Below are 25,170 nucleotides of genomic sequence, written 5' to 3'. Positions count from 1 at the left end.
CAGTGCAGGCAATACAAGACAGTTGCGCCCACTAAGTGGACTTGCACACCCACTGCCGGAGCGGCCAATGCGCATCGCACACCTTGCCCCGCCCTGCGCCACCCCGCACAATGTCAGGCCTTTCTGGCGTCAATCCGCAGGATCCTGCATGAAAATCAACAAACCCACCGCCATCGCCCGGCGCAACGAAGCGCTGGCCCGCCCGGTACTCGACAGCGACAACACCCTGTTCGCCATCCTCGACACCAAGCGCAACCTGTGGTGGTTCGAAGTGCCGGTGGCACTGCTGCGCAAAGGCCAGCCCGACTGGGTCAACCTGTTGCTGCACACCCCGGAAACCGACGAACTGCAGCACCTGAAGGTGCCGGTCAACTTCCTCCGTGCTCACCAGGAGCAGATGGAAGTACGCCACCCCGGCAAGCGCCGCTCCACCATCAGCCTGGCGCTGAGCGCCGACCGCGATTCGCTGCTGCGCGACACCCGCCCGGGTGGCGAGCAACTGGATTTCCGCACCTTCGTGCAGGCCTGATCAGGCCCGCTCGATCCGGTCGTCATGGATGACGATCTTGCCCTGCTTGAACAACGCGCCAATGGCCTTCTTGAAGTTGCCCTTGCTGACGTTGAACATCTGGCTGATCACCGCCGGGTCGCTCTTGTCGCACACCGGCAGCACGCCACCAGCCGCTTCCAGGCGCTGCATGATCTGCTCTTGCAGGCCGTCGGCCAGCGCTTCGCCCACCGGCTGCAGGCTCAGGGCGATCTTGCCGTCGTGGCGCACTTCCTTGATGAAACCCTTCTCGTGCATGCCTGAACGCAGGAACTTGAACACCTCGTTCTTGTGGATCAGGCCCCAGTGGCGGTTGTTGATGATCGCCTTGAAGCCCATCGGCGTTTCGCCGGCCACCAGCAGCTCGACCGGCTGGCCGACCTTGTAGTCGACCGGGGCGTTGTCCAGGTAGCGATCCAGCTTGGCGGTGGCGGTGATGCGGCGGGTGCGCTTGTCCAGGTAGGCGTGGACCACGCAGTAGTCGCCGATCTTCAGCGGCCGCGACTCTTCCGAGTACGGCATCAGCAGGTCCTTGGACAGGCCCCAGTCGAGGAAGATGCCCGCGCCGTTGATGTCCTTGACCTTGAGGCTGGCGAACTCGCCCACCTGCATTTTCGGCTTCTCGGTGGTGGCGATCAGCTGGTCTTCGCTGTCCAGGTAGATGAACACGTTGAGCCAGTCATCGAGTTCCAGCTCTGCGCCCTTGGGGAAGTAGCGCCGTGGCAGCAGGATTTCGCCATCGGCGCCGCCGTCCAGGTACAGGCCGAATTCCACGTGTTTCACGATTTGCAAACTGTTGTAGCGCCCAAGCAGAGCCATTTGTGAAGATCCTCAAGACAAGGCGGCTATTCTAGGGTTTGTACAAAAAGTCGTCGAGCGGCGATCAGGCAAGGCGAAAACAGGCGAGGAAGCGGAGTTTACGGGTTGTAAATGAGCATTCCGAGCCTGTTTTCAACGCAGCATGATCGTCGCGCAGACACTTTTCGTACAAAACCTAACACCTGACCCGCCCGGCCGTCCGAACGCACATGCGCCGGAACCGCCGCGCACCCTTTGCGTCTACCGCCTGGCCAGTCCCTGCAAGGATTCGCTCATGCCTGTACGCCTGACCAAAGCCCTGCTCATCGTCGTTGCCCTGGCCCTGGTGCTGGTAGCCTGCAACCGCATCGACCTGGCCTACCGCAACCTCGACCGCCTGGTGCCGTGGTCGCTGGGCGATTACCTGGACATGAACCGCGAACAGAAGCGCCTGCTCGACGAACGGCTCAAGGAACAACTGGCCTGGCACTGCAAGACCCAACTGCCCGGCTACCTCGACTGGCTCGACCGGGTGCAAGGGATGGTCGCCAGCGATAACGTTACCGATGCGACCCTGCAACAGCGCACTGCCGAGGCACGCCAGGCGATCGGGAGGGTCGCCGAGCAGATCACCCCCTCCGCCAGCGAGCTGCTGCGTGGCATGAGCGACGCCCAGGTGGCCGAGATGCGCCAGGCGTTTCGCCAGGACATCGACAAACGCCGGCAAGCCTATGCCCAGACGCCGTTGCCCAAACAGATCGAACAGCGTGCAACCCGCATGCAGAAGCGCCTTGAACCTTGGCTGGGAGAGCTCACCCCCGAACAGCGCTTGCGGGTATTGAGCTGGTCCCAGGCGCTGGGCGATCAGAACCGTGCAGCGATCGCCAACCGCGCCCATTGGCAGCAGCAGCTGGTGCTGGTGATGGACCAGCGTGCCTCGCCCGGCTTCGAGCCACGGCTGGCACAGCTGCTGCAGCGCAAGGAGAGTCTGTGGACGCCAGAATACCGAGCCGCGTTCCAGAATACCGAACTGCAAGCCCGCAGCCTGCTGGTGGACTTGATGAAACAAAGCAGCCCGCAACAGCGCACGTTCCTGCAACAACGCCTGGGCCAGGTACGGGCAGACTTCAGTGAGCTGAAGTGCCTGAAGACAGCCGCGTCCCGCTAGCGCATACCACGTTCTGCCCGTGCAATGTCGCAATCATGTACCGCAACCTGGGCCCTGGGGCTAGGCAGACTGCGTGTTGTGGCAACCGCCACGGTTACCTAACACGGCTTCCTAGAGGACAACCCATGAACGACCACACCACAAAAGCAGAGCGCAACCCATTCAACTCAGGCTCGCTTGAACACTTGCTCAGCACCATCCATGCGGACGGCACGGTGAACCTGCAGGAGTATCGCGCCATCGCCAGGGACGCCGATGAACGCATCGAGCGGCTGATCAACCTGCTCGGCACTCCAAACAGCAACCTCACCGCCTACATGAACGCCATGGACGTGACCATGCACCTGTTACAGCTGTCGGTTCTGCAAGCTATGAAAACCGAACTCAGCGACACAGGCGCAGCCATCGTGCGCGATGCGTTGATTGCACAAGTCGAATACCTGAAGGCAGGCGCCCATCTGCTGCTCAGAATGCTCTGACCCGCCGGCACTCTCACGGCTTGCGATCCCGGCGCCGATACGGAAACACATCGATCACCTTCCCCGCCCGGATCGCCTCCTGCAGCCCCTTCCAGTAATCGGCGTCATACAGCTCGCCATGCAAGCGGCTGAACAAACGCCGCTGGCCCATGTCGGCGAACAGGAACGGAGGGAACTCCTCGGGGAACACGTCGTGGGGGCCGATCGAATACCACGGCTCGCCGGACATTTCGTCCTCCGGATAGCGCGGTGGCGGGATATGGCGGAAGTTGACCTCGGTAAGGAAACAGATTTCGTCGTAGTCGTAGAACACCACCCGGCCATGACGGGTGACACCGAAGTTTTTCAGCAGCATGTCGCCCGGGAAGATATTGGCCGCCGCCAGTTGCTTGATCGCCAGCCCGTAATCCTCCAGCGCCTCCAGCACCTGCGCCTCGCTGGCATGCTCCAGGTACAGGTTGAGCGGGGTCATGCGCCGTTCGGTCCAGCAGTGGCGGATCAATACCGTGTCACCTTCGAGGGCCACGGTGGAGGGCGCAACCTCCAGCAGTTCGGCAAGGCATTCGGGGTCGAACTTGGCCTGGGGGAAGCGAAAATCGGCGAACTCCTGGGTATCGGCCATGCGCCCGACGCGATCGACGCTTTTCACCAAGCGGTACTTGTCGATCACCGTGGCACGGTCCACGGTCTTTGAGGGCGAAAAGCGGTCCTTGATGATCTTGAACACGGTGTTGAAGCCCGGCAGGGTGAACACGCTCATCACCATCCCCCGTACCCCCGGGGCCATGATGAAACGGTCATCGCTGCGCGCCAGGTGGCCGATCAGCGCGCGGTAGAACTCCGACTTGCCGTGTTTGTAGAAGCCGATCGAGGTGTACAGCTCGGCGATGTGCTTGCCCGGCAGGATGCGCTTGAGAAAGTTGACGAACTCCGCCGGTACCGGCACATCGACCATGAAGTACGAGCGGGTGAAGGAGAAGATGATCGACACCTCGGCCTCATCGGTGATCAGCGCGTCGGCCTCGATGCCATGCCCTTCGCGGTGCAGCAGCGGGATCACCAGCGGCCATTGCTCGTCGACGGTGTGCAGGCGCCCGACCAGGTAGGCGCCCTTGTTGCGGTACAGCACCGGGGTGAACAGCTCCACGGCCAGCGCCGGGTCCTTGCACACCCAGTCGGGCAGGCTCTCGCGCAGTTGCTGCTCCAGCCGTGTCAGGTCGCCCTCCAGATCGCCGTAGGGCTCGTTGAATGCATAATCGGCGAAGATCGCCCGCAACAACCCCTTCAGCCCACCCTGGAGCGGGTAAGTGCAGGTTTGCGCCGCGCGCTCGTGGCTGCGCATCGAAGGCCGGGTGGTGTGGATGAACATGCAACCGTCGCTGATCTGGTCATGGCTGAACAGGCTGCAGAACAGTGAGTTGTACCAGGTTTCGGACAGTTCATCGTCCAGGCGCGGGTCGATCAGGCGGATGTAAGCGCTCTTCACCAGCGGCCACTGCTCCACGTCCAGCAGCACCGGCGCCTGGAACCCTTGGCGCAACCTGCCGTTGGCCTCGGCGACCTTTTCTTCATAGAGGTTGATACGGGCCGCAGCCGCTTGCTGGATGTCCTGCCAGCGCGCCTGCTCGAAACGCTCGCGGGCGCCCAGGGTGATGCGGCGAAAATGCTCGCGGTAGTCGTCGAAGCCCTCGAGGATCACGCGGGCGATGTCGGCAGCGGGCCAGGGTTGGGTCATGCGCGGGGCCTCGAATCAAGGTGAGTTAAAGAGCTTAGTCGCCTGCAGGGTTTACGGAAGACCGTGCGGCCCATCGCGGGGCAAGCCCGCTCCCACGCGCTCCCGCGTGTGTGGTGTGTGGCGTGGGAGCGGGCTTGCCCCGCGATGGGCCGCACGCAATCACTGAGCAAGAAAGCACAAGAATCGCCAAGGCCCGTGACGTACACTCGCGCCCCTGCCCCACTGCCGGAGACCCCCGTGAGCCCCATCGCCCTAGCCCGCCTGCTGACCCTCGCCGCTGTCTGGGGGGCGAGCTTCCTGTTCATGCGCATCATCGCCCCGGAACTCGGCACCGTGCCGACCGCGTTCTTCCGGGTGTCGATCGCCTGCCTTGGGCTGATCGCGATCCTCGCCGCTACCCGGGTGCGCTGGGACTTCAACGGCAAGCTGGGCGCCTGCCTGGTGCTGGGCATGATCAACTCCGGCATCCCGGCGACCTTCTATTCGGTGGCAGCGCAGGTGCTGCCGGCCGGCTATTCGGCGATCTTCAACGCCACCACGCCACTGATGGGTGTGCTGATCGGCGCGCTGTGCTTCCGTGAGCCGATGACACTGGCCAAGCTGTGCGGGATATTCCTGGGCCTGTTCGGCGTCGGCATCCTCAGCGGCGCAGGGCCTGCGGCGCTGGACCTGGCCCTGCTGCAAGGCGCTCTGGCCTGCCTGGCGGCGACCACTTGCTATGGCTTCGCCGGTTTCCTCGCCCGGCGCTGGATCAGCGGCCTGGATAGCCGCCTGTCGGCCCTGGGCAGCATGCTCGGCGCGACGCTGCTGCTCAGCCCGCTGTTCACCTGGAGCGCCCTCAGCCAACCGCCAGCCAGCTGGGGCGGTTGGCAGGTGTGGTTGTCGCTGCTGGGCCTGGGCCTGCTGTGCACCGCGTTCGCCTACATCCTGTACTTCCGCTTGCTGGACGAGATCGGGCCGGTCAAGGCCAGTACCGTGACCTTCCTGATTCCAGTGTTCGGCGTGCTGTGGGGGGCGTGGCTGCTGGACGAGCCACTGTCGATGGCACACCTGTACGGCGGGGTGCTGATTGGCGCGGCACTGTGGCTGGTGCTGCGCCCTACCCGGCAGTGAACCGGGCAGCGTGGGAGCTGTGTAGCGTGGGAGCGGCGGTGCGCCGTTGCGACTTGCCCCGCGATTTCGTCAGATCGGACGACGCATCGCGGGGCAAGCCCGCTCCCACTGGCGTCAGGCCTGCGCTGTACGCAACGCCGGCTTGCGGAACACAAACAGCAGCCCGACCACGATCAGCCCCATGCCCAGCAGGCTGAGCGGCGCCAGGCGGTTACCGAAGATGATGAAATCCATCACCGCCGTCACCGCCGGCACCAGGTAGAACAGGCTGGTGACATTGACCAGGTTGCCCCGCGCAATCAGCCGGTACAGCAGCAGCGTGGCCAGCAACGAGACCACCAGCCCCATCCACAGCAGCGCGCCGAGGAAGCTGGCATTCCACGCCACCTGCAACGGCTGGAACGGCGCGAACAGCGCGCACAGGGCAAAACCTGCCAGGTACTGCAATGGCAAGGTACCCATGGGGTTGTCGGTGATGCGCTTCTGCAGGATCGAGCCGCAGGTCATGCTGGCCAGCGCCAGCAAGGCGAACAGCATCCCGAGCAACGAGACGCCACCCAGGTTGATGCCCTGGTAGACCACCATCACCAGCCCACCAAGGCCCAAGCCAAGGCCGAACAGCCGGCTCCAGGAACGCCTACGCTCCATCAGGACCACGGTGAGGATTGGCTGCACGCCCATCACTGTGGCCATGACGCCGGGGGTGACGTGGGTGTTCAGCGCCAGCAGGTAGAAGATCTGGTACGCGCCGAGCAGCACGCAGCCGGTACCCAGGGCGCGCAGAATGCCACCCCGGCTATGCGGCCAGCGCAACCCCAGCAACGGGCCGATCAGCAACAGCCCGGCCAGAGCCAGCGCCGAGCGCAGCAACAGGAAGGCGAAGGGGCTGGCCTGGGCCAGACCAAGCTTGGAGACGATCGCCCCGCTGCTCCACAGCAGGACGAACAGGCTGGTGGTGGCCGCCGAGGCCACGGATGCTTTGTTGAAAACAGACATGTATTGCCACCTGTATGGGCAAGGAAAGCCGTACGGGCGGTTCTATCGCGTATCGAGGGATAGCCGACCGTGTTCAGTAGCTTGCGTGCGCTGGGGATGCGGCCAGAAGCCGATCAGCCCAGTACGACCACGCAAGGAGGCGGAGCTACGCCGCCTACGACGCCACTGACAGGTGGTGGTGGGTAATGACTGATCATGGCCGGCTGCTGGCTGCCACGCACAACCACGCCCGCGACAGGCGCGAGAACGTAAGCAGTGGTGGAAGGGATGGCTGGCATGAGCAGGTCTGCTGGAGAAGTGAATGTTTCGGAATATAACGGCAATTCTTTGGCTGGGCAACAGGGCCCCATCGCCGGCAAGCCGGCTCCCACAGGGTCATGCGATTCACTGTGGGAGCCGGCTTGCCGGCGATGGGGCCCTGGCAAGCAACGGATAAATCAGAACAACCAGCGGTACAGCGCGACGGCCACCAGCACCGCCAGCACTGGCCGCAGCACACGGTAGGCCTTGGGATTGGCACGCTTGAACTGCTTCACGCGGGAGCTGATCACATTGCTGAAACGCTTGCTCCAGGCATACGCCTGGTTGATCCCGCCGACACGCTCGTCGTCGGTATTCTGCGGTGCGGTGGCACGGCCGAGGAAGGCGCTGACCTTGCGGTTGATGCGGGTCATCAACGGGCTGTTGAGCGGGCGCTCAACATCGCAGAACAGGATCACCCGAGTCATCTCGGTCTCGTTCTTCACCCAGTGCACGAAGGTCTCGTCGAACATGACGTCCTCGCCATCGCGCCAGGCGTAGGGCTGGCCGTCGACGTAGATGCGGCAGTTGTCCGAGTTGGGGGTGGACAGGCCCAGGTGATAGCGCAGCGAACCGGCAAACGGGTCACGGTGCGGGTTCAGATGGCTGCCGCCGGGCAGCAGGGCAAACATCGCACCTTTGACGTTAGGAATGCTGTTGACCAGTTCGACGGTCTTGGGGCACAGCGCCTCGGCCGACGGCAGCGCTTTGTCGTACCACTTGAGGTAAAAACGCTTCCAGCCCTTCTTGAAAAACGAGCCGAAACCGGCGTCGTTGTCCTTTTCTGCGGCTTTGATGTAACCCTCGTCGAACAGGCGCATGGCCTCTTCGCGGATGGTTTGCCAGTTGTCCTTGAGCACGTCCAGTTCAGGGAAGCGCTGGCGGTCGAGGTACGGCTTGGAAGGCACGCCGGAGAACAGGTACATCAGGCTGTTGTACGGGGCGAACAGCGCCGAATGGTTGACGAACTGGCGCAGCACCGGCAGACGCGCCTTGCCGCGCAGGTGTACGAACAGCACGCTGCCGAAAAAGACCAGCAACACACCGGCCTTGGCGACAAAGGAAAAGGTCATGCAACACTCCTTGGAGGGGAAATCTGGCCATCCCCGAATAGCCGGACATGATAACCCCCTCCGGGGGAGCTGCAAGCTCCTAGCCGTAAGCGGCAAGCTGATCTGCGTCAACGCAGGCCGTGATCTTGCCGCTTGAGGCTTGCAACTTGCCGCTTACTTTGCCGCTTACTGCTGGTTTTCCTGCTCGCTGAACATGTCGCTGAACAGCATGCTGGACAGGTAGCGCTCGCCGGAGTCAGGCAGGATCACGACGATGGTCTTACCCTGCATTTCCGGTTTTTCCGCCAGGCGCACCGCCGCCGCCATCGCCGCGCCACAGGAGATGCCACAGAGGATGCCCTCCTCCTGCATCAGGCGAATGGCCATGGCCTTGGACTCCTCCTCGGTCACCGTCTCCACCTGGTCGACAATCGAAAGGTCGAGGTTCTTCGGCACGAAGCCGGCGCCGATGCCCTGGATCTTGTGCGGGGTGGGCTTGAGTTCCTCGCCGGCCAGGGTCTGGCTGATCAGCGGCGAGTTCACCGGCTCCACCGCCACCGACAGGATCGCCTTGCCCTGGGTGTGCTTGATGTAGCGCGACACCCCGGTGATGGTGCCACCGGTGCCGACGCCGGCCACCAGCACGTCCACCGCGCCATCGGTGTCGTTCCAGATTTCCGGGCCGGTGGTCTTCTCGTGGATGGCCGGGTTGGCCGGATTGTCGAACTGGCCCGGCAGGAAGTGCTGCGCAGGGTTCGAGGCGACGATCTCGTTGGCCTTCTCGATGGCGCCCTTCATGCCCTTGGCCTTGTCGGTCAGCACCAGCTCGGCGCCCAGCGCCTTGAGCACCTTGCGCCGCTCCAGGCTCATCGACTCCGGCATGGTCAGGATCAGCTTGTAGCCGCGGGCGGCGGCCACGAAGGCCAGGCCGATGCCGGTATTGCCCGAGGTGGGCTCGACGATGGTCATGCCCGGCTTGAGTTTGCCGCTGCTCTCGGCGTCCCAGATCATGTTCGCGCCGATCCGGCACTTCACCGAGTAGCCAGGGTTGCGCCCTTCGGTCTTGGCCAGGATGGTCACGCCGCGCGGGGCGATGCGGTTGATCTGCACCAGCGGCGTGTTGCCGATGGAGTGGGCGTTGTCTGCGTAGATACGGCTCATGGCAGGTGTCCTTGAACATGAAAGAGCGGGGAAAAACATCAGGGTAAGCCTGCAACGGGGGAGCGTAAAGCCTGATCGCGCCTGCCGGGCGGCCGGTCGTGACGGACCATTCAGGGACTGAATACCGGGTCTGCGTTTGCAGGCGTCGGGGCTGGGGTTATAGTCGCTGACAAAATACAAACATGTGTTGTCTCTACCGGCCCTATCGCCGGCAAGCCGGCTCCCACAGCGATTGCGCCGTACCTGTGGGAGCCGGCTTGCCGGCGAAGGGCCGGCACAGGCCACCCCAGAGGATCGGTTCATGAAGTTCGAAGGCACCCGCGACTACGTCGCCACAGACGACCTGAAACTGGCGGTCAACGCGGCCATCACCCTGGAGCGCCCGCTGCTGGTCAAGGGTGAGCCCGGCACCGGCAAGACCATGCTCGCCGAGCAATTGGCCGCCTCGTTCGGTGCGCGCCTGATCACCTGGCACATCAAGTCGACCACCAAGGCCCATCAGGGCCTCTACGAGTACGACGCGGTCAGCCGCCTGCGCGACTCGCAGCTGGGCACCGACAAAGTCCACGATGTGCGCAACTACCTGAAAAAGGGCAAGTTGTGGGAAGCCTTCGAGGCCGAGGAGCGGGTGATCCTGCTGATCGACGAGATCGACAAGGCCGACATCGAGTTCCCCAACGACCTGCTGCAAGAGCTCGACAAGATGGAGTTCTACGTCTACGAGACCGACGAGACCATCAAGGCCAAGCAGCGCCCGATCATCATCATCACCTCCAACAACGAAAAGGAGCTGCCCGACGCCTTCCTGCGCCGCTGCTTCTTCCACTACATCGCCTTCCCCGACCGCGACACCCTGCAGCGCATCGTCGATGTGCACTACCCGAAGATCAGCGAGTCGCTGGTCAGCGAGGCGCTGGACGTGTTCTTCGACGTGCGCAAGGTGCCGGGCCTGAAGAAAAAGCCCTCCACCTCCGAACTGGTCGACTGGCTCAAGCTGCTGATGGCCGACAACATCGGTGAAGCGGTACTGCGTGAACGCGACCCGACCAAGGCCATCCCGCCGCTGGCCGGGGCCCTGGTCAAGAACGAGCAGGACGTGCAACTGCTCGAGCGCCTGGCCTTCATGAGCCGGCGCGGCAACCGCTGACAGGAGCCGGGCCATGCTGCTCAACCTGTTCAATGAAATGCGCGCGGCCAAGGTGCCGGTGTCGGTGCGCGAGCTGCTCGACCTGCACCACGCCCTGCAGAAGGGCGTGGTGTTCGCCGACATGGACGCGTTCTACTACCTCGCCCGGGCCATCCTGGTGAAGGACGAACGCCATTTCGACAAGTTCGACCGCGCTTTCGCCGCCTACTTCAAGGGCCTGGATAACCTCGACCGGCACATCGAGGCTCTGATCCCCGAGGACTGGCTGCGCAAGGAGTTCGAACGCTCGCTGAGCGACGAGGAACGCGCGCAGATCCAGTCCCTGGGCGGCCTGGACAAGCTGATCGAGGAATTCAAGAAACGCCTCGAAGAGCAAAAGGAACGCCACGCCGGCGGCAACAAGTGGATCGGCACCGGCGGCACCAGCCCGTTCGGCTCGGGCGGCTTCAACCCCGAGGGCATTCGCGTCGGCGAGGCCGGCAAGCGCCAGGGCAAGGCGGTGAAGGTGTGGGACCAGCGCGAGTACAAGAACCTCGACGACCAGGTCGAGCTGGGCACCCGCAACATCAAGCTGGCGCTGCGCCGCCTGCGCAAGTTCGCCCGTGAAGGCGCCGCCGAAGAGCTGGATATCGACGGCACCATCGACCACACCGCCCGTGACGCGGGGCTGTTGAACATCCAGATGCGCCCCGAGCGGCGCAACACGGTGAAGCTGCTGTTGCTGTTCGACATCGGCGGCTCGATGGATGCCCATGTGAAGGTGTGCGAAGAGCTGTTCTCGGCCTGCAAGACCGAGTTCAAGCACCTGGAGTACTACTACTTCCACAACTGCGTCTACGAGTCGGTGTGGAAGAACAACCTGCGCCGCACCTCGGAGCGTTTCGCCACCTTCGACCTGCTGCACAAGTACGGCGACGATTACAAAGTGATCTTCGTTGGCGACGCCGCCATGGCCCCCTACGAGATCACCCAGCCGGGTGGCAGCGTCGAGCACTGGAACGAAGAAGCCGGGTATGTGTGGATCCAGCGCTTCATGGAGAAGTTCAAGAAGGTCATCTGGATCAATCCGTACCCCAAGCAGGCCTGGGACTACACGGCGTCAACCCACCTGGTGCGCGACCTGATCGAGGACAAGATGTATCCGCTGACCTTGCAGGGGTTGGAAGACGGGATGCGTTACCTCTCCAAGTGATGAATTGACTGGACTGACCCCATCGCGGGGCAAGCCCGCTCCCACGCCATACTCTCGTGGAAATGGCGTGGGAGCGGGCTTGCCCCGCGATGAGGCCGGCAGACTCAACCCCACCTGCGCAAGTACACCTGCTGCTCCCGCCACGCCTCATCCTGCACCACCGCCCGGAACCGCACCACCGCCCCCGGCAGGCACTGCGCCAGTTGCGCCAGGGCCAGCGGCGTCAACGCGCCCAGCCGCGGATAGCCGCCAATGGTCTGCCGGTCATTGAGCAGCACGATCGGCTGCCCGTCCGGCGGCACCTGCACAGCGCCCAGCGGGATGCCCTCGGAAATCATCGGCGCCCCCTGGTACACCAGCTGCGACCCCAACAGGCGAATGCCCATGCGATCGGCGCGACTGTCCAATGTCCAGTCACGATTGAACGCCTCGAACAAACTGGTACCGCTGAAGTCGCCAATCTGCGCGCCCATTACCAGGTCCAGCAGGGGCTTCTCGTCATACACCGGGCGCACCGTTTCAGGCACGTGGGAGCGGGCTTGCCCCGCGATGGCAGCACCCGCGTGCAACACCTCACCTTTGAGCAACGCCCGGCCCTGCCCATCCAAGCCACCCAAGGCTTCGCGCACCACCGTCGCACAACTGCCCAGCACCACCTCACCCGCGAATCCGCCGGGCGCCGCCAGATAAGCCCGCACGCCCTGACGCGGCTGGCGCAAGCTCAACTGCTGCCCCTTGCCCAGCCTGAAGCTGCGCCAAGGCGCCACTGGCCGCTCATCGATATGCGCATCCAGGTCGGCACCGGCCAACGCCAGCACGCAATCCTGTTCGGCGACCACGCTGAAACCGCCCAGGGCGATCTCGACCACGGCGCTGTCCAGGTCGTTGCCCAGCAGCCAGTTGGCCCAACGCATGGCCACCCAATCCAACGCCCCGCCCTGGGTCACACCCAGGTGGCGCACACCGAAACGCCCGGCATCCTGCAACAGGCACAGCGCGGTGCTGGCCTCGATCCGCAACTGGCTCATGCCTGGGCCTCCAACGGGCTGTCGTCGCCGCCCAAGGTGATGAATTCACGGCGGTCCACCGCCACAAAACGTACCCGGTCGCCCGGCTGCAGCAGGCTGTAGCCTTCGCGCTCACGGTCGAACAGGCGCACCGGCGTGCGCCCGATCAGGTTCCAGCCGCCCGGCGATACCGCAGGGTAAGCGGCCGTCTGGCGTTCGGCGATGCCCACGCTGCCCGCCGCCACGCGCTTGCGCGGGGTGCTCAGGCGCGGGCTGGCCAGGCGCTCATCGACCAGGCCCATGAAGCCGAAGCCAGGGGCGAATCCCAAGGCAAATACCGGATAATCGCGACCGCTGTGCAGGCTGATCACCTCGGCTTCACTCAGCCCGCTGCGGGCGGCCAGCAGTGGCAATTCAGGGCCGACGCTGGCGTGGTACCACACCGGGATCTCGTGGCGCCGCCCGGCGCTGCCGGGGTCCGGCTGCAACCCCTCGAATGCTTGCACAATGCGCTGGCGCGCTTCGTTCGGTGCCAGGTCGAACTGCACCATCAGCGTGGTATAGGACGGCACCAAGTCGATCAGCTGCGCGCCGAACACCGCTCGCAGGCGTTGGCTGGCGGCGAGAATCCAGGGCATGTTGGCCTCATCGATACGGTCGAACAGGCGCACCATCAGGCTGTCGAACGCCACCACCTCGATACGCGGCGTCATGGCAGCTCCAGCGCGTCGAGGGCCTGGCGGATCTGGCGTACGGCGGCCACCGAGCTTTCGTTGTCGCCATGCACGCACAGGGTGCTGGCGTTCAGCCCTACAGCGCTGCCGTTATCAGCCACCAGTGCTTCACCCCGGGCCAGGCGCAATGCCTGCTCGACCACCAGCGCCGGGTCGTGGTGCACCGCGCCCGGCAGGCGCCGCGACACCAGGTGACCGCTGGCGGTGTAGGCACGGTCGGCGAAGGCTTCGAACCACAGCGGCACGCCGATTTCGTCGCCCAGGGCCTGGGCGGCGCTGTTGTCAGCAGTGGCCATGAGCATCAAAGGCAGGTTGCCGTCATAGGCGGCCACGGCCTCGAGCACGGCACGCAGCTTTTGCGGGTCGGCCATCATGTCGTTGTACAGCGCGCCATGGGGCTTGATGTAGGCCACCCGGCTGCCCTGCACCTTGCAGATGCCATCCAGCGCGCCGATCTGGTAGTGCAGCAGGTCGCGGATCTCCTCGCTGCTGCAGGCCATGGAGCGCCGACCGAAGCCCACCAGGTCCGGGTAGGCCGGGTGCGCGCCAATGGTCACGCCATGCTCCAGCGCCAGGGCCACCGTGCGGCGCATGGTGCCCGGGTCGCCGGCGTGGTAGCCGCAGGCGATGTTGGCGCAATCGATGTACGGCATCACCTCGGCATCCAGGCCCATGCGCCAGCTGCCGAAACTCTCGCCCATGTCGCAATTGAGTAGCAGGCGTTTCACTTGGCTGATTCCCGTGTCGATGTTCATGCTGCCTACCTTAGCGTGCCAGCAGTTGTTTGCCGCGGGTTTCCGGCAGGCTCAGCGCTGCCAGGATCACCACGCCATAGGACACCGCGGCGAAGGCGCCAATGCCGAGCCCCAGGGGGACTTTCTGGCTGAGCAGGCCGATCAGCAGCGGGAACAACGCCGCGAAGACCTTGCCGATGTTGTAGCAGAAGCCCTGCCCCGAGCCGCGGATACGGGTGGGGAACAGTTCGGTGAGGAAGGCGCCCATGCCGCTGAAGATGCCCGAGGCGAAGAAGCCCAGCGGCAAGCCCAGCCACAGCATCACGTCATTGCTGACCGGCAGTTGGGTGTAGAGCAGCACGATGATGAACGAACCCACGGCGAACAGGATGAAGTTCTTCTTGCGCCCCAGCAGATCAGACAGGTACGCGCTGACCACGTAGCCAATGTAGGAGCCGACGATCACCGTCGCCAGGTAGCCGCCGGTGCCGAGCACGCTCAGGCCGCGTTCGTTCTTGAGGAAAGTCGGCAGCCACGAGGTGATGGCGTAGTAACCGCCCAGCGCGCCGGTGGTCAGCAGCGAGGCGCGCACGGTAATCCAGAGCATGCCGGGGGCGAAGATCTCGTAGAAGTGCGAGGGTTCGGCGACGGTTTCTGCGGCCTTGGCCTGGCGATAGACCTCCGGGTCCTTGACCAGGCGGCGCACGAAGATCACGAACAGCGCCGGCAGCAGGCCGAGCAGGAACAGCGCGCGCCAGGCTTGTTCAGGCGGCAGCCAGGAGAACAGTAGCGCATAGAGGATGGCGGTCAGGCCCCAGCCGATGGCCCAGCCCGACTGCACCATGCCCACCGCCTTGCCACGGTCCTGGGCGCGGATCACCTCGCCGATCAGCACCGCGCCGGCGGTCCATTCGCCGCCGAAACCGAAGCCCATCAGGGTGCGGGCGATCAGCAGTTGCTCGTAGTTCTGGGCGAAACCGCAGAGGAAGGTGAAGAAGGCGAACCACAGCACCGTCAGTTGCAGGGTGCGCACCCGGCCGATGCGGTCGGAAAGGATGCCGGCGATCCAGCCGCCCAGGGCCGAGGCGATCAGCGTGCTGGTATGGATCAACCCGGCCTCGGTGGTGCTGATGCCCCAGAGCATGATCAGGGTGGGCACGACGAAACTGAGCATCTGGGTGTCCATGCCATCCAGGCCATAGCCGATCTTGCAGCTCCAGAAGGTGCGTCGTTGCTGGGAGTCGATGTCGCGGTACCAGGCGAAGGGGCCGCTCGAGGATCGGGCGGGGGCCTGCTGCTGCACGCCGGTCGGGTTCATGTATGCCTCGGCTTGTTGGTATTGTTTTACGGGCGACGTCGAGGTCGCGGCCTGGCTGCCATGTTCAGAGCCAGCGCCTCAAGCGTCCAACGAGAAAATCCGCCGGTCTGGAACAAGAAAAACTGATCATGAACCTTCGCTTCCTCGAAACCTTCGTCTGGGTCGCCCGGCTCAAGAGCTTCCGCCTCACCGCCGAGAAGCTGTTCACCACCCAGGCCTCGGTGTCCAGCCGCATCGCCGCGCTGGAGGCCGACCTTGGGGTGAAACTGCTGTTGCGCGACTCGCGCGGGGTCAGCCTGACGCCCGAGGGCAGCAAGGTGCTCGAATACGCCGAACGCATGCTCGACACCGCCAAGGCCATGAAGCAGTCGCTGGACAGCGACCGGGCCAAGACCGGGCGGATTCGCCTGGGGGTGATGGACACGGTTATCCACACCTGGATGAGCGCGCTGGTGGCGGAGCTTTCCGAGCGCTATCCGCAGGTGGAGATCGAACTGGTGGCCGACACCGCGCTGAACCTGCGCGAACAGCTGCACAAGGGCTTTCTCGACGTGATCCTGCAGACCGACCTGCTGCGCGAGCCGTCGATCCGCAGCCTGGACCTGGCGCGTTACCCCATGGGCTGGATCGTTGCCGCAGGCTCCATCCACCACCGTGACTATGGGTCGCTGGCTGAACTGGGCCGCGAACGCATCGTCACCTTCTCGAAGAATTCACGGCCTCACCAGGAGGTGCTCAGCCTGTTGCAGGGGGCCGGGGCCGAGGCGCCGCGGTTGAACTGCGTGAACTCGGTGGCGGCGATCACCCGCTTGCTGCGCGATGGCTTTGGCATCGGCGCGCTGCCGCCGGCGCTGGTGGACAGCGAGTTGAGCCGGGGTGAACTGGTGCTGCTGGAGGGGTTGCAGCCACCGCCGAGCCTGGAGCTGGTGGTGGCCTGGCAGACCGGGGTGGCGCTGGTGGACGAGGTGGTGGGGGTTTGCCGGCAGGTGCTGGAGCGCTATGCGCGGGATGTGGGGGGGCAGCGGATTGTGTTGGTCTGAAGGGCCCTATCGCGGGGCAAGCCCGCTCCCACGCATGCAGTGTGTTCACCTGTGGGAGCGGGCTTGCCCCGCGATTGGGCTGGCGAGGGCTAGCGCCAGCTCTCTTTGACCACCTTGCGCCGACCACCCAGGATCACCCAGCCGACCAGCAGCAACAGGCTCTCGACCACGAACGCCAGCACGAACCCGGCGCCAATCCCCCAGCCGATCGCCTCGGGCACCAGCAGGATCTGGTAGCTGTAGCCCTTGAGCGTCTCTTCACGCAGCGCCGGTTCCGGCTGCACCAGCACATGCCAGGTGCGGCTCACCCACGAGCCTTGCAGCGCCTGCCACTCGTGCTCCAGCAACTGATTACGGATCAGCAGGCTTTCGATGCTGTTGGCATCGCTGTTGAACACCGGGTCGTCGCTGCTGCGGTAATGCTGCACCAGCGCCTGCAGGTCGCCGTTGAAGAAACGCTGGGCAGTCTGGCGGAAGCCGTCGAGCGCCTGGCGCGATTCCAGCAGGTGCGCCTCGACCCGCTGGCTGTAGTCCTTGACCAGCCCGGGCACCTGGATACCGGCCAGCAGGCCGAACGTGAACAACAGCAAGCGCAGGTAACTTCTGAACATGGAGCGTCCTTAGCTCTGGCCGTGGGCGACGCACTCACCGTGGCGCCACAGGGCCCATTGGCCCGGCTCGTAGCGGTTCCAGGTCTCGTTCTCGGTCAAGGCTTCAGTGGCGATCACCGTGACCACGTCGTTGGGGGTGGTTTGCGTGTGGAAATCGACGATCAGGTCGACATCCTTCAAGCGTGCAGCACCGAAAGGCGCGCGGCGGGTAATGTGCACCAGCTTGGTGGAGCAGAAACAGAACAGCCAGTCGCCGTCGCTGAGCAGGCAGTTGAACACGCCCTTGCCACGGTATTCGGCGCAGGCCTCGACCAGCACCGGCAATAGCTGCTCGACCTCGACCGGCTCGGGGAAGGCCTCGCGCACGCGGTTGAGCAGGTCGCAGAAGGCCGCTTCGCTGTCGGTGTCGCCGATCGGGCGATAGAAGGTGCGTTGGCCGCTGAACTCGCCCAACTGGCCATTGTGCGCGAAGCACCAGTTGCGGCCCCACAGCTCGCGCACGAACGGATGGGTGTTGGACAGGCACACCCGGCCAACGTTGGCCTGGCGAATATGGCCGATCACCACTTCGCTCTTGATCGGGTAGCGCTGCACCAGATTGGCCACCTCCGACTCGCTGCTCGCCGCCGGGTCCTGGAACAGGCGCAGGCCGCGCCCTTCGTAGAACCCGATGCCCCAGCCGTCGCGGTGCGGGCCGGTGCGGCCACCGCGCTGCATCAGGCCGGTGAAACTGAAGACGATATCGGTGGGGACATTGGCACTCATGCCCAGCAGTTCGCACATGCTCGCGGCTCCTGGCTTACAGACGGGGTTCTACGCGGCCCTGGGCCGGGCCGGAACGGCGCACGGGAGCAGGTGGCGGGTCATCGCGGTAACGGTCGTTGCGGTCGGCGGCCACCGGGGCCAGGGCCGGCGCCTCGTCATCTTCCTTGGCCTGGCGCTGGGCCGCGGCCTCACGCAGGGCACGTCGCTCGCCGGCGCGTTTTTCCAGCGGCCAGCGGATCAGCACGAAGACCAGGTACAGGGCGAAGGCGATCATGCCGTACATGGCCAGGTCCGAGGCGGCGCGCCAGGCGTTGTTGCCGACCTTGAAGGCCAGGTCCAGCGCGGTGATGGCGATGGCCGGGGCGAAGCTGTCCTTGACCGGGTCGACGATGGTCGGGCTGAACAGCAGCACGGCGACGATCACCCACAGCGGCTCGCGCAGCCAGCGCCACATCCAGCCGGTGAGCTTGCAGGCCACCAGCAGGCAACCCAGGGCGGCGACGGCGTAGAGGCCCCAGGCCAACAGATAGTCGTGTTCGGTCATGGTGTTCGTGCATGCCAGGCAAAGAGACGCCTATGATAAACACTTTTACCGGCGCAGGCGCCCCCTCTCCCATTCAGGAACCGCGTCGGCTGCTTTGCGGGTAAACCCGCTCCCACAGGGATTACGCATAACCTGTGGGAGCGGGTTTACCCGCGAAATGGCCGGCACAGGCTGCCTTCAATCATGAGACACCGAATGCCAATCATGCCCCCCGTCGCCCACCAGGCCCCCGGCACCGACCCCTACGCCTGGCTGCAAGATCGCGACACCCCCGAGGTACTGGCCTACCTGAACGCGGAAAACGCGTATCAGGAGGCCTGCCTGGCCGACCAGGCCAGCTTGCGCGAACAGCTGTTCGAAGAGATCAAGGGCCGTATCCTCGAGACCGACCTGTCGCTGCCCTCGCCCTGGGGCCCCTACCTGTACTACACCCGTACCACCGCCGGTGACGAATACCCGCGCCACTACCGCTGCCCGCGCCCTGCGGATGACAGCAACACGGTGGATGAAAGCCGCGAAGAACTGCTGCTCGACCCCAACGCCCTGGCCAATGGCGGCTTCCTGGCCCTCGGCGCATTCAACGTCAGCCCCGACCACCGCCTGCTGGCCTACAGCCTCGACACCAGCGGCGACGAGATCTACACCCTGTACGTCAAGGACCTGGCCAACGGCGCGCTGACCACCCTGCCCTTCGACGATTGCGACGGCAGCATGACCTGGGCCAACGACAGCCAGACGCTGTTCTTCGCCGAACTGGACGACACCCACCGCCCCTGGCGCCTGCGCCGCCACACCCTCGGCGAGGCCGATGCTTTGAGCGTGTTCGAAGAGCCCGACGGGCGCTTCTTCCTGCACTGCTACCGCGCCAGCTCCGAGCGCCAGCTGGTGCTGCTGCTCAACAGCAAGACCACCAGCGAGGCCTGGGTGCTGGACGCCGCCACGCCGCAGGCTGCGTTCACCTGCCTGGCGCCACGGGTCGAAGGCCACGAATACTTCCCCGACCACGGCCAGCTCGACGGCCAGTGGCGCTGGTTCATCCGCAGCAACCAGGACGGCATCAACTTCGCCCTGTACCACGCCCCGGCCGACCAGGTACCGACCCGCGCCGACTGGCAGCTGCTGGTCGCGCACCGCGACGACATCATGCTCGAAGGCGTAAGCCTCAACGCTTCGGCCCTGAGCCTGAGCCTGCGCGAAGGCGGCCTGCCGATCATCGAGGTGCGCCCGCAAGGCTTGCCGGCCTACCGCGTGGAACTGCCGGATGCCGCCTACAGCCTATACGTGCAGGACAGCCTGGAGTTCGCCAGCACGCGCATCCGCCTGCGCTACGAGGCCCTCAACCGCCCGGCCCAGGTGCGCCAGCTGGAGCTGGCCACGGGCGAGCAGGCCGTGCTCAAGCAGACCCCGGTGCTGGGCGCTTTCGATGCCGACGACTATGTCAGCCAGCGCCTGTGGGCAGTGGCCAAGGACGGCACCCGCGTGCCGATCAGCCTGGTGCGCCGGCGTGTCGATCTGGACAAGACCGTGCCGCTCTACCTGTACGGCTACGGCGCCTACGGCGAAAGCCTCGACCCCTGGTTCTCCCATGCCCGCCTGAGCCTGCTGGAGCGCGGCGTGGCCTTCGCCATCGCCCATGTGCGCGGCGGTGGCGAGCTGGGCGAGGCCTGGTACCGGGCCGGCAAGCAGGAACACAAGCACAACAGCTTCGATGACTTCATCGCCTGCGCCGAACACCTGATCAACGAGGGCATCACCTCCTCCGAACGCCTGGCCATCAGCGGCGGCAGCGCCGGCGGGCTGCTGATGGGCGCGGTGCTCAACCTGCGCCCGGAGCTGTTCCGCTGCGCCATCGCCGAAGTGCCGTTCGTCGACGTGCTCAACACCATGCTCGACCCGGAGCTGCCGCTGACCGTCACCGAGTACGACGAATGGGGCAACCCCGAAGAGCCCGAGGTGTACGCGCGAATCAAGGGCTACGCCCCGTACGAGAACGTCAAGCAGCAGGCCTACCCGGCCATGCTGGTGATCGCCGGCTACAACGACAGCCGCGTGCAGTACTGGGAAGCGGCCAAGTGGGTGGCGCGCCTGCGCACGTGCAAGACCGACAGCAACCTGCTGCTGCTCAAGACCGAAATGGGTGCTGGCCACGGCGGCATGAGCGGGCGTTACCAGGGGCTGCGCGACGTGGCGCTGGAATATGCGTTCGTCTTCAATGAGCTGGGCGTGGTGTAAAACGCGTTTTTGGTTGTCATAGGGTTCGGTCACCCGACATGAAGGTGAAACGGCCCTTGTGGGAGCGGGTTCACCCGCGAAAGCGTCAGTGAAGCCACTGCGGCATTCGCGGGTGAACCCGCTCCCACAGGGATCAAGACATTCGAAGAAGAACAACACATGCCCGACCAATCCCACCTCAACGCCGAAATCCGCGACATGCTCATGGACTGCGGCCAGTTCGACACCCTGCAACCCGGCGACTACCTTGCCGCCGCCGGCTATTTCAGCCTCACCGCGATCAGCGAAGGCCAGACCATTTTCAGCGAAGGCGACGCCGGCACGTTCATGTGCATCCTGCACCGCGGCGTGGTCTCGGTACGCAAGACCGACTCCGCCGGCGCCCTGGTGGAGATCGCCACCCTGCGCAAGGGCCGTGCCTTCGGCGAAATGGCCGTGCTCGACGGTGAGCGGCGCTCGGCCACCTGTGTCGCGGCCAGCGATTGCCAATTGCTCACCCTGGGCAAGGACTCACTGGAAAAGATGCTGATGGACGCGCCGCGCATCGCCGCACGCATCATCCGCGCCCTGGCGGTGGCGTTGTCCAAGCGCTTGCGCATGCAGGACGGGCAAAACCTGGCGCGCCAGGTCTAGTCGTTTTTGCCCGGGGCTTTCGGCGGGTCCTGGTTCAACCCAGGCAATGGCTGATCCTTCGGCGGCCCTGGCACCGGCATGGGCGGTAACAGCGGTGCGCCGGGGCGGTTGGCGCCGGCTTTGGGCGGCGTGCTCGGAGTGATCTGCGGATACGGCGTGGGGGTCGCCGTGCCGGGCGCACCGGGCGCGGGCGTGAGGGAGCCGGCTTGCTGGCCGGCGGCATCGGCCATGGGGGTGGCGGCGCTCAGCAGCGCGGCGAGGATCGCATGCAACATCTGCCACCTCCTGTCGGGAACCTTGCTACAGGCTAGGCCGATCCGAGCGTTTTTGCCTGTCCGCTGACGCCACAGGCGCGCTAGACTCGACGCTATAACCGTCATTCGCCTGATCAGAAAAAAGGTAACACCATGAGCTCCACCTCCGCTGCCACCGCCCGCCTCGACCGCATCCTCGCCGACGCCAAGCGCGACAAGGAAATGGGCTACCGCGACAAGGCGCTGAAGATGTACCCCCACGTGTGCGGCCGCTGCACCCGCGAGTTCTCCGGCAAGCGCCTGTCGGAACTGACCGTGCACCACCGTGACCACAACCACGACAACAACCCCCAGGACGGCTCGAACTGGGAACTGCTGTGCCTGTACTGCCACGACAACGAGCATTCGCGCTACACCGACCAGCAGTATTTCAGCGAGGGCTCGCTGAGCTCGCCGAAAACCGCCGTGGCCACCCATAACCCGTTCGCCGGGCTGGCCAGCCTGCTGAAGAAAGACTGAACGTCGATTCCCGCCCCCGCCGAGTCGGCGACCCCGTATAATCGCGCTCTTTTTTGCGAAGGGCCCGACTCGTGGCGAACAAACGGTACAGCTGCATCGGCCTGTTCAACCCCAAATCCGCCGAGAACGTCGGTTCGGTGATGCGTGCGGCAGGCTGTTACGGGGTCAATTCGGTGTTCTACACCGGCAAGCGCTACGAGCGCGCCCGCGACTTCGTCACCGACACCAAGCGCGTGCACTACGACATTCCGCTGATCGGCATCGACGACCTGCAACGCATCATCCCGCTGGGTTGCACGCCCGTGGCGGTGGAGCTGGTGGACGGTGCCAGGCCGCTGCCGGAGTACACCCACCCGGATCGGGCGATCTACATCTTCGGGCCTGAGGATGGCTCGCTGAGCGAGGATGTGCGGGGGTGGTGCGAAGAGACCATCTATATTCCGACCCAGGGCTGCATGAACCTGGCGGCGACGGTGAATGTGGTGCTGTATGACCGCATGGCCAAGGGCTTGAATACCCGGTCGGGGCCGAAGTTCAAGTAAGCAGGTCTGGCCCTGTCGCCGGCAAGCCGGCTCCCACAGGGTTTTCGTGGACCTTGTGGGAGCCGGCATGAACCTTAACCGGTGTCCAAAATTACTTGACCAGTTCACTCTAGCGCAGCAGCTTGCTCTGCAACACCTCGGACTGGCGCCCGAGCACGTTCTCGCTGATCTGCACGAACTCTTCGGTGCTCACGCTGGACAGGCGCATCAGCGCCCGCGCCACATCGTCCAGCGAGCGCTTGTCGTGGTTGTGCAGGCGGATCTCGCGGTCCAGCGCCTGCAACAGCAACACCCCGCGGGCGACTTGCGCGGCGTCGGCCTTGGCGCCCTTGAGCTGAGTCACCTTGGCGCCCTGCTTGTGCAAGCGGGCCTGCAAGGCCTGGTAGCGGTCATCGCTGATGCCGCCTGCCCGGCGCAGCAGTTCGGTGGCGTAATAGTCGGTGAGGCTCTCGCCGAGCCAGTCGCTGCCATCGCGGTCGTTGATCTGCGCGAACAGTTGCACCACTTCGCGCAGCAGCGGGCTGGCGCCGCTGTCATTGATCAGCGGCGCGCCGCTGTGCAGGTACAGCGAGTTATGCCCGGCCAGGGCGCCGCGCCACATGCCGTCCCGGGCGCCGACCAGCAGCAGCTTGGGCGGGTTGCGCGGGAACACCGCCTGCAGTTGCGGCCAGACGAAGGTCAGCAGGGTCAGCGTATCCATGCGGCGCATGCCCTGCCCCTGCGGCGCGGCAACCGTGACCTCGGTCTCGCCAAGGCGCGCACGGCGGCTGCCGAGGTTGCCGGCGAGCATCCAGCCCGTGGGGCGGTCGAACAGGCGCGAAACATCGTCGATTCGGAATTTCTGTCGGCCGATGCGCGGCCAGGCGGTTTCCACGCTCTTCCAGCCGGCGGGCAACTCGAAGGTCAGGCGCGCCACCAGTTCGGTACCGTCCTGCTGGTCAAGGCGCGCCGGCGGCACCAGCTGCTCACCGCGCAGCAACGCCCAATGCGCGGTGATCCGGGCCTCATGGCTGGCGCCAGGCTGCGCCTGATCGAGCAGTACCCGGTAGCTGAGGCTGGTCTTGCCGGGGGCCGGGCGCCACACACCGCGGCCGCCCTGGGCCTGCCACTGGCCGTCGGCAAGGAAGTCGCTGTAGGCGCCGCTCTGGCCCAGGTCAAAGTCCAGGCTGCGTACCACGCTACCGTCGGCCAGGGTCAGGCGCACTTCGGCCTGGCCGCTTTGCGGCAGCAGGCGCACCTGGTAATCGAGGTCGACTTTCTTCGCCAGTACCTGGGAACTGGCCAGCAGGCCAAGCAGCAGCAACAGCGGGCGACGCATACAGAAAACTCCTTGTTCCCCAGAGACGAAAGCCCGGGCGATTCAACCAGCGCGGAAAATCAGGTGATCTTCCCAGTCATCTTCATCCACATCGTTCTCACTGAGCATGCGCCCGGACCGGGAAATGCGCTGCTCGTGAACTTGCTCGCGGTCGCCGCTGACCAGGTGATGCCAGGCCGGCAGGTCTTTGCCCTCGCTGACCAGGCGGTAACCGCAGGTGGGCGGCAGCCACTTGAACTGGTCGGCCTTGCCCGGGGTGAGCTGGATGCAGTCGGGCACCTGGGCGAAGCGGTTGGGGTAGTCGCTGCACTGACAGGTGGTGAGGTCGAGCAATTTGCAGGCGATGCTCGTGTAATAGACGCTGTTGTCTTCTTCGTCCTCGAGCTTCTGCAGGCAGCACAGGCCGCAGCCGTCGCACAGCGACTCCCACTCGCGCGAGTCGAGTTCTTCGAGGGTCTTGCGCCGCCAGAAGGGCGCGTTGTCGGCGATCATCACACGTATTCCTGCAATCAACTTGAATCCGCGGCGCGCGGCGGCGCCAGTCTAGAGGCTGTCCGGCGGCAACGCCAGACCGCTTGTCAGTGCTTGCCGGACGCAGTAGCGTGCGGTCTTTACCCCGCCCACTGCAGGAGCAGCCATGAGCGCCACCCCTCGTATCGCCGACTACGCCATCAACGAGCAGTTCATCAACCGCTGGTCGCCTCGCGCCTTCACCGCCGAGCCGATCAGCCAGGAGACCCTGCTGAGCTTCCTCGAAGCCGCGCGCTGGGCGCCGTCTGCCTACAACTCGCAGCCTTGGCGCTTCCTCTATGCGCGCCGCGACACGCCGAGCTGGGAGCGCTACCTGGGCATCCTCAACGAGTTCAACCGCAGCTGGGCGCAGCAGGCTTCGGCGCTGGTGCTGGTAATTTCCAAGACCACCTTCGCCGCACCGGGCTCGGATGAAGAAAAGCCGGCGCTGTGGCACACCTTCGACACCGGTTCCGCCTGGGGCCACCTGGCGCTGCAGGCCAGCATCAGCGGCTGGCACACCCATGGCATGGCCGGCTTCGACCAGGACCTGGCCCGTAGCGAGCTGAAGATCCCCGAAGGCTACGCGCTGCACGCGATGGTGGCGATCGGCAAGCTGGGCGACAAGGCTAGCCTGGCCGAGGGCCTGCAGGCCCGCGAAGTGCCGAGCCCGCGCCGGCCGCTGAGCGAGCTGGCGGCTGAGGGTGAGTTCAGCTTGTAA

27 protein-coding genes are annotated in these 25,170 nt (G+C 65.0%); 12 read left to right on the top strand and 15 right to left on the bottom strand.

Going from position 1 to position 25,170, the window contains the following annotated elements; genetic code table 11:
* Positions 1 to 148: 148 nt before the first annotated feature.
* On the top strand, positions 149 to 529 hold the full coding sequence (locus tag EJA05_RS07345) for a hypothetical protein (protein WP_125857797.1): 381 nt from the start codon (positions 149 to 151) through the stop codon (positions 527 to 529).
* On the opposite strand, the gene EJA05_RS07340 is transcribed toward EJA05_RS07345, so the two are convergent.
* Complete coding sequence (locus tag EJA05_RS07340) at positions 530 to 1,366, bottom strand: CvfB family protein (protein ID WP_110992498.1); 837 nt, start codon at positions 1,364 to 1,366, stop codon at positions 530 to 532. It lies immediately after the preceding gene.
* Between the two features lie 274 nt (positions 1,367 to 1,640).
* On the opposite strand from EJA05_RS07340, the gene EJA05_RS07330 reads away from it, so the two are divergent.
* On the top strand, positions 1,641 to 2,513 hold the full coding sequence (locus tag EJA05_RS07330) for a DUF6279 family lipoprotein (protein WP_125857796.1): 873 nt from the start codon (positions 1,641 to 1,643) through the stop codon (positions 2,511 to 2,513).
* 125 nt (positions 2,514 to 2,638) lie between these two features.
* On the top strand, positions 2,639 to 2,992 hold the full coding sequence (locus tag EJA05_RS07325) for a hypothetical protein (protein WP_125857795.1): 354 nt from the start codon (positions 2,639 to 2,641) through the stop codon (positions 2,990 to 2,992).
* 13 nt (positions 2,993 to 3,005) lie between these two features.
* Here the strand turns inward: EJA05_RS07325 and aceK are convergent, their stop codons facing one another.
* Positions 3,006 to 4,727: a bifunctional isocitrate dehydrogenase kinase/phosphatase gene (aceK, locus tag EJA05_RS07320; protein ID WP_125857794.1), complete on the bottom strand. Its 1,722-nt coding sequence runs from the start codon at positions 4,725 to 4,727 to the stop codon at positions 3,006 to 3,008.
* Positions 4,728 to 4,964: 237 nt separating this feature from the next.
* On the opposite strand from aceK, the gene EJA05_RS07315 reads away from it, so the two are divergent.
* Positions 4,965 to 5,840: a DMT family transporter gene (locus EJA05_RS07315; RefSeq protein ID WP_125857793.1), complete on the top strand. Its 876-nt coding sequence runs from the start codon at positions 4,965 to 4,967 to the stop codon at positions 5,838 to 5,840.
* 114 nt (positions 5,841 to 5,954) lie between these two features.
* Here the strand turns inward: EJA05_RS07315 and EJA05_RS07310 are convergent, their stop codons facing one another.
* From EJA05_RS07310 to cysK, 3 genes are all read right to left on the bottom strand, one after another.
* Positions 5,955 to 6,836 carry a DMT family transporter gene (locus EJA05_RS07310; protein ID WP_125857792.1) on the bottom strand — a complete coding sequence of 294 codons (882 nt, stop codon included), beginning with the start codon at positions 6,834 to 6,836 and terminating at the stop codon, positions 5,955 to 5,957.
* 437 nt (positions 6,837 to 7,273) lie between these two features.
* Positions 7,274 to 8,209 carry an aspartyl/asparaginyl beta-hydroxylase domain-containing protein gene (locus EJA05_RS07305; RefSeq protein WP_125857791.1) on the bottom strand — a complete coding sequence of 312 codons (936 nt, stop codon included), beginning with the start codon at positions 8,207 to 8,209 and terminating at the stop codon, positions 7,274 to 7,276.
* A gap of 165 nt (positions 8,210 to 8,374) precedes the next feature.
* Entirely contained in the window at positions 8,375 to 9,349 is a 975-nt protein-coding gene (cysK, locus tag EJA05_RS07300; protein WP_125463078.1) for a cysteine synthase A, read from the bottom strand.
* 301 nt (positions 9,350 to 9,650) lie between these two features.
* Between cysK and EJA05_RS07295 the strand changes: the two genes are divergently transcribed.
* Together EJA05_RS07295 and EJA05_RS07290 are read left to right on the top strand one after the other, a co-directional pair.
* The gene (locus EJA05_RS07295; RefSeq protein ID WP_110992491.1) at positions 9,651 to 10,496 is read left to right on the top strand and encodes an AAA family ATPase; all 846 of its coding nucleotides are present in this window, start codon (positions 9,651 to 9,653) and stop codon (positions 10,494 to 10,496) included.
* A gap of 13 nt (positions 10,497 to 10,509) precedes the next feature.
* Entirely contained in the window at positions 10,510 to 11,688 is a 1,179-nt protein-coding gene (locus EJA05_RS07290; protein ID WP_125857790.1) for a vWA domain-containing protein, read from the top strand.
* 104 nt (positions 11,689 to 11,792) lie between these two features.
* Here the strand turns inward: EJA05_RS07290 and EJA05_RS07285 are convergent, their stop codons facing one another.
* Genes EJA05_RS07285 through EJA05_RS07270 form a run of 4 tightly spaced genes read right to left on the bottom strand, consistent with a single transcriptional unit; the run spans position 11,793 to position 15,481 of the window.
* On the bottom strand, positions 11,793 to 12,716 hold the full coding sequence (locus EJA05_RS07285) for a 5-oxoprolinase subunit C family protein (RefSeq protein WP_125857789.1): 924 nt from the start codon (positions 12,714 to 12,716) through the stop codon (positions 11,793 to 11,795).
* Complete coding sequence (pxpB, locus tag EJA05_RS07280) at positions 12,713 to 13,408, bottom strand: 5-oxoprolinase subunit PxpB (RefSeq protein ID WP_125857788.1); 696 nt, start codon at positions 13,406 to 13,408, stop codon at positions 12,713 to 12,715. The genes EJA05_RS07285 and pxpB overlap by 4 nt, the downstream gene beginning before the upstream one ends.
* Positions 13,405 to 14,184 (bottom strand): 5-oxoprolinase subunit PxpA, encoded by a 780-nt coding sequence (locus tag EJA05_RS07275; protein ID WP_125463074.1) that lies wholly within the window; start codon positions 14,182 to 14,184, stop codon positions 13,405 to 13,407. Before EJA05_RS07275 ends, pxpB begins: the two co-directional genes overlap by 4 nt.
* 10 nt (positions 14,185 to 14,194) lie before the next feature.
* Positions 14,195 to 15,481: an MFS transporter gene (locus EJA05_RS07270; protein ID WP_125857787.1), complete on the bottom strand. Its 1,287-nt coding sequence runs from the start codon at positions 15,479 to 15,481 to the stop codon at positions 14,195 to 14,197.
* Positions 15,482 to 15,609: 128 nt separating this feature from the next.
* On the opposite strand from EJA05_RS07270, the gene EJA05_RS07265 reads away from it, so the two are divergent.
* Positions 15,610 to 16,521: a LysR family transcriptional regulator gene (locus EJA05_RS07265; RefSeq protein ID WP_125857786.1), complete on the top strand. Its 912-nt coding sequence runs from the start codon at positions 15,610 to 15,612 to the stop codon at positions 16,519 to 16,521.
* Positions 16,522 to 16,610: 89 nt separating this feature from the next.
* Here EJA05_RS07265 and EJA05_RS07260 read toward each other — a convergent pair whose 3' ends face one another.
* The 3 genes from EJA05_RS07260 to EJA05_RS07250 are packed head-to-tail and all read right to left on the bottom strand — an operon-like array spanning position 16,611 to position 18,441.
* Positions 16,611 to 17,132: a DUF2937 family protein gene (locus EJA05_RS07260; RefSeq protein WP_125463071.1), complete on the bottom strand. Its 522-nt coding sequence runs from the start codon at positions 17,130 to 17,132 to the stop codon at positions 16,611 to 16,613.
* A gap of 9 nt (positions 17,133 to 17,141) precedes the next feature.
* Positions 17,142 to 17,915, bottom strand: a complete 774-nt coding sequence (locus tag EJA05_RS07255) for a class II glutamine amidotransferase (protein ID WP_125463070.1) — start codon at positions 17,913 to 17,915, stop codon at positions 17,142 to 17,144.
* Between the two features lie 16 nt (positions 17,916 to 17,931).
* Positions 17,932 to 18,441: an MFS transporter gene (locus EJA05_RS07250; protein ID WP_125857785.1), complete on the bottom strand. Its 510-nt coding sequence runs from the start codon at positions 18,439 to 18,441 to the stop codon at positions 17,932 to 17,934.
* Positions 18,442 to 18,636: 195 nt separating this feature from the next.
* Between EJA05_RS07250 and EJA05_RS07245 the strand changes: the two genes are divergently transcribed.
* Both EJA05_RS07245 and EJA05_RS07240 read left to right on the top strand, forming a co-directional pair.
* A complete protein-coding gene (locus EJA05_RS07245) occupies positions 18,637 to 20,673 on the top strand; it encodes a S9 family peptidase (protein WP_125857784.1) in 2,037 nt (678 codons plus the stop codon).
* 159 nt (positions 20,674 to 20,832) lie between these two features.
* Entirely contained in the window at positions 20,833 to 21,306 is a 474-nt protein-coding gene (locus EJA05_RS07240; RefSeq protein WP_125857783.1) for a cyclic nucleotide-binding domain-containing protein, read from the top strand.
* Here the strand turns inward: EJA05_RS07240 and EJA05_RS07235 are convergent.
* Complete coding sequence (locus tag EJA05_RS07235) at positions 21,303 to 21,581, bottom strand: hypothetical protein (protein WP_125463066.1); 279 nt, start codon at positions 21,579 to 21,581, stop codon at positions 21,303 to 21,305. The genes EJA05_RS07240 and EJA05_RS07235 overlap by 4 nt on opposite strands.
* Before the next feature lie 132 nt (positions 21,582 to 21,713).
* Between EJA05_RS07235 and EJA05_RS07230 the strand changes: the two genes are divergently transcribed.
* Together EJA05_RS07230 and EJA05_RS07225 are read left to right on the top strand one after the other, a co-directional pair.
* On the top strand, positions 21,714 to 22,079 hold the full coding sequence (locus EJA05_RS07230; RefSeq protein ID WP_110992478.1) for a YajD family HNH nuclease: 366 nt from the start codon (positions 21,714 to 21,716) through the stop codon (positions 22,077 to 22,079).
* 71 nt (positions 22,080 to 22,150) lie between these two features.
* The gene (locus tag EJA05_RS07225; protein ID WP_046856681.1) at positions 22,151 to 22,621 is read left to right on the top strand and encodes an RNA methyltransferase; all 471 of its coding nucleotides are present in this window, start codon (positions 22,151 to 22,153) and stop codon (positions 22,619 to 22,621) included.
* A 109-nt stretch (positions 22,622 to 22,730) separates the two neighbouring features.
* Here EJA05_RS07225 and EJA05_RS07220 read toward each other — a convergent pair whose 3' ends face one another.
* Positions 22,731 to 23,939, bottom strand: a complete 1,209-nt coding sequence (locus EJA05_RS07220) for a hypothetical protein (RefSeq protein WP_125857782.1) — start codon at positions 23,937 to 23,939, stop codon at positions 22,731 to 22,733.
* Between the two features lie 42 nt (positions 23,940 to 23,981).
* Positions 23,982 to 24,431 (bottom strand): YcgN family cysteine cluster protein, encoded by a 450-nt coding sequence (locus tag EJA05_RS07215; RefSeq protein ID WP_125463064.1) that lies wholly within the window; start codon positions 24,429 to 24,431, stop codon positions 23,982 to 23,984.
* A gap of 145 nt (positions 24,432 to 24,576) precedes the next feature.
* Here EJA05_RS07215 and EJA05_RS07210 point away from each other — a divergent pair, with 145 nt between their 5' ends.
* Positions 24,577 to 25,170 (top strand): nitroreductase family protein, encoded by a 594-nt coding sequence (locus EJA05_RS07210; RefSeq protein ID WP_125463063.1) that lies wholly within the window; start codon positions 24,577 to 24,579, stop codon positions 25,168 to 25,170.

It is taken from the genome of Pseudomonas oryziphila (genome assembly GCF_003940825.1).
GTDB classification, from domain to species: domain Bacteria; phylum Pseudomonadota; class Gammaproteobacteria; order Pseudomonadales; family Pseudomonadaceae; genus Aquipseudomonas; species Aquipseudomonas sichuanensis.
The sequence above is the reverse complement of the archived record's forward strand: the minus strand, read 5'-3'. Positions and strand labels throughout refer to the sequence as shown.

Excerpts from the sequence above, each read along its gene's own strand:
- EJA05_RS07330 (WP_125857796.1), top strand. The coding sequence starts at position 1,641 with ATGCCTGTACGCCTGACCAAAGCCCTGCTCATCGTCGTTGCCCTGGCC.
- EJA05_RS07250 (WP_125857785.1), bottom strand. The coding sequence starts at position 18,441 with ATGACCGAACACGACTATCTGTTGGCCTGGGGCCTCTACGCCGTCGCC.
- pxpB (WP_125857788.1), bottom strand. The coding sequence starts at position 13,408 with ATGACGCCGCGTATCGAGGTGGTGGCGTTCGACAGCCTGATGGTGCGC.
- EJA05_RS07255 (WP_125463070.1), bottom strand. The coding sequence starts at position 17,915 with ATGTGCGAACTGCTGGGCATGAGTGCCAATGTCCCCACCGATATCGTC.
- EJA05_RS07305 (WP_125857791.1), bottom strand. The coding sequence starts at position 8,209 with ATGACCTTTTCCTTTGTCGCCAAGGCCGGTGTGTTGCTGGTCTTTTTC.
- EJA05_RS07310 (WP_125857792.1), bottom strand. The coding sequence starts at position 6,836 with ATGTCTGTTTTCAACAAAGCATCCGTGGCCTCGGCGGCCACCACCAGC.
- EJA05_RS07230 (WP_110992478.1), top strand. The coding sequence starts at position 21,714 with ATGAGCTCCACCTCCGCTGCCACCGCCCGCCTCGACCGCATCCTCGCC.
- EJA05_RS07325 (WP_125857795.1), top strand. The coding sequence starts at position 2,639 with ATGAACGACCACACCACAAAAGCAGAGCGCAACCCATTCAACTCAGGC.
- EJA05_RS07340 (WP_110992498.1), bottom strand. The coding sequence starts at position 1,366 with ATGGCTCTGCTTGGGCGCTACAACAGTTTGCAAATCGTGAAACACGTG.
- EJA05_RS07210 (WP_125463063.1), top strand. The coding sequence starts at position 24,577 with ATGAGCGCCACCCCTCGTATCGCCGACTACGCCATCAACGAGCAGTTC.
- cysK (WP_125463078.1), bottom strand. The coding sequence starts at position 9,349 with ATGAGCCGTATCTACGCAGACAACGCCCACTCCATCGGCAACACGCCG.
- EJA05_RS07215 (WP_125463064.1), bottom strand. The coding sequence starts at position 24,431 with ATGATCGCCGACAACGCGCCCTTCTGGCGGCGCAAGACCCTCGAAGAA.
- EJA05_RS07270 (WP_125857787.1), bottom strand. The coding sequence starts at position 15,481 with ATGAACCCGACCGGCGTGCAGCAGCAGGCCCCCGCCCGATCCTCGAGC.
- EJA05_RS07295 (WP_110992491.1), top strand. The coding sequence starts at position 9,651 with ATGAAGTTCGAAGGCACCCGCGACTACGTCGCCACAGACGACCTGAAA.
- EJA05_RS07260 (WP_125463071.1), bottom strand. The coding sequence starts at position 17,132 with ATGTTCAGAAGTTACCTGCGCTTGCTGTTGTTCACGTTCGGCCTGCTG.
- EJA05_RS07220 (WP_125857782.1), bottom strand. The coding sequence starts at position 23,939 with ATGCGTCGCCCGCTGTTGCTGCTGCTTGGCCTGCTGGCCAGTTCCCAG.
- EJA05_RS07345 (WP_125857797.1), top strand. The coding sequence starts at position 149 with ATGAAAATCAACAAACCCACCGCCATCGCCCGGCGCAACGAAGCGCTG.
- EJA05_RS07245 (WP_125857784.1), top strand. The coding sequence starts at position 18,637 with ATGCCAATCATGCCCCCCGTCGCCCACCAGGCCCCCGGCACCGACCCC.
- EJA05_RS07290 (WP_125857790.1), top strand. The coding sequence starts at position 10,510 with ATGCTGCTCAACCTGTTCAATGAAATGCGCGCGGCCAAGGTGCCGGTG.
- EJA05_RS07285 (WP_125857789.1), bottom strand. The coding sequence starts at position 12,716 with ATGAGCCAGTTGCGGATCGAGGCCAGCACCGCGCTGTGCCTGTTGCAG.
- EJA05_RS07240 (WP_125857783.1), top strand. The coding sequence starts at position 20,833 with ATGCCCGACCAATCCCACCTCAACGCCGAAATCCGCGACATGCTCATG.
- aceK (WP_125857794.1), bottom strand. The coding sequence starts at position 4,727 with ATGACCCAACCCTGGCCCGCTGCCGACATCGCCCGCGTGATCCTCGAG.
- EJA05_RS07235 (WP_125463066.1), bottom strand. The coding sequence starts at position 21,581 with ATGTTGCATGCGATCCTCGCCGCGCTGCTGAGCGCCGCCACCCCCATG.
- EJA05_RS07275 (WP_125463074.1), bottom strand. The coding sequence starts at position 14,184 with ATGAACATCGACACGGGAATCAGCCAAGTGAAACGCCTGCTACTCAAT.
- EJA05_RS07265 (WP_125857786.1), top strand. The coding sequence starts at position 15,610 with ATGAACCTTCGCTTCCTCGAAACCTTCGTCTGGGTCGCCCGGCTCAAG.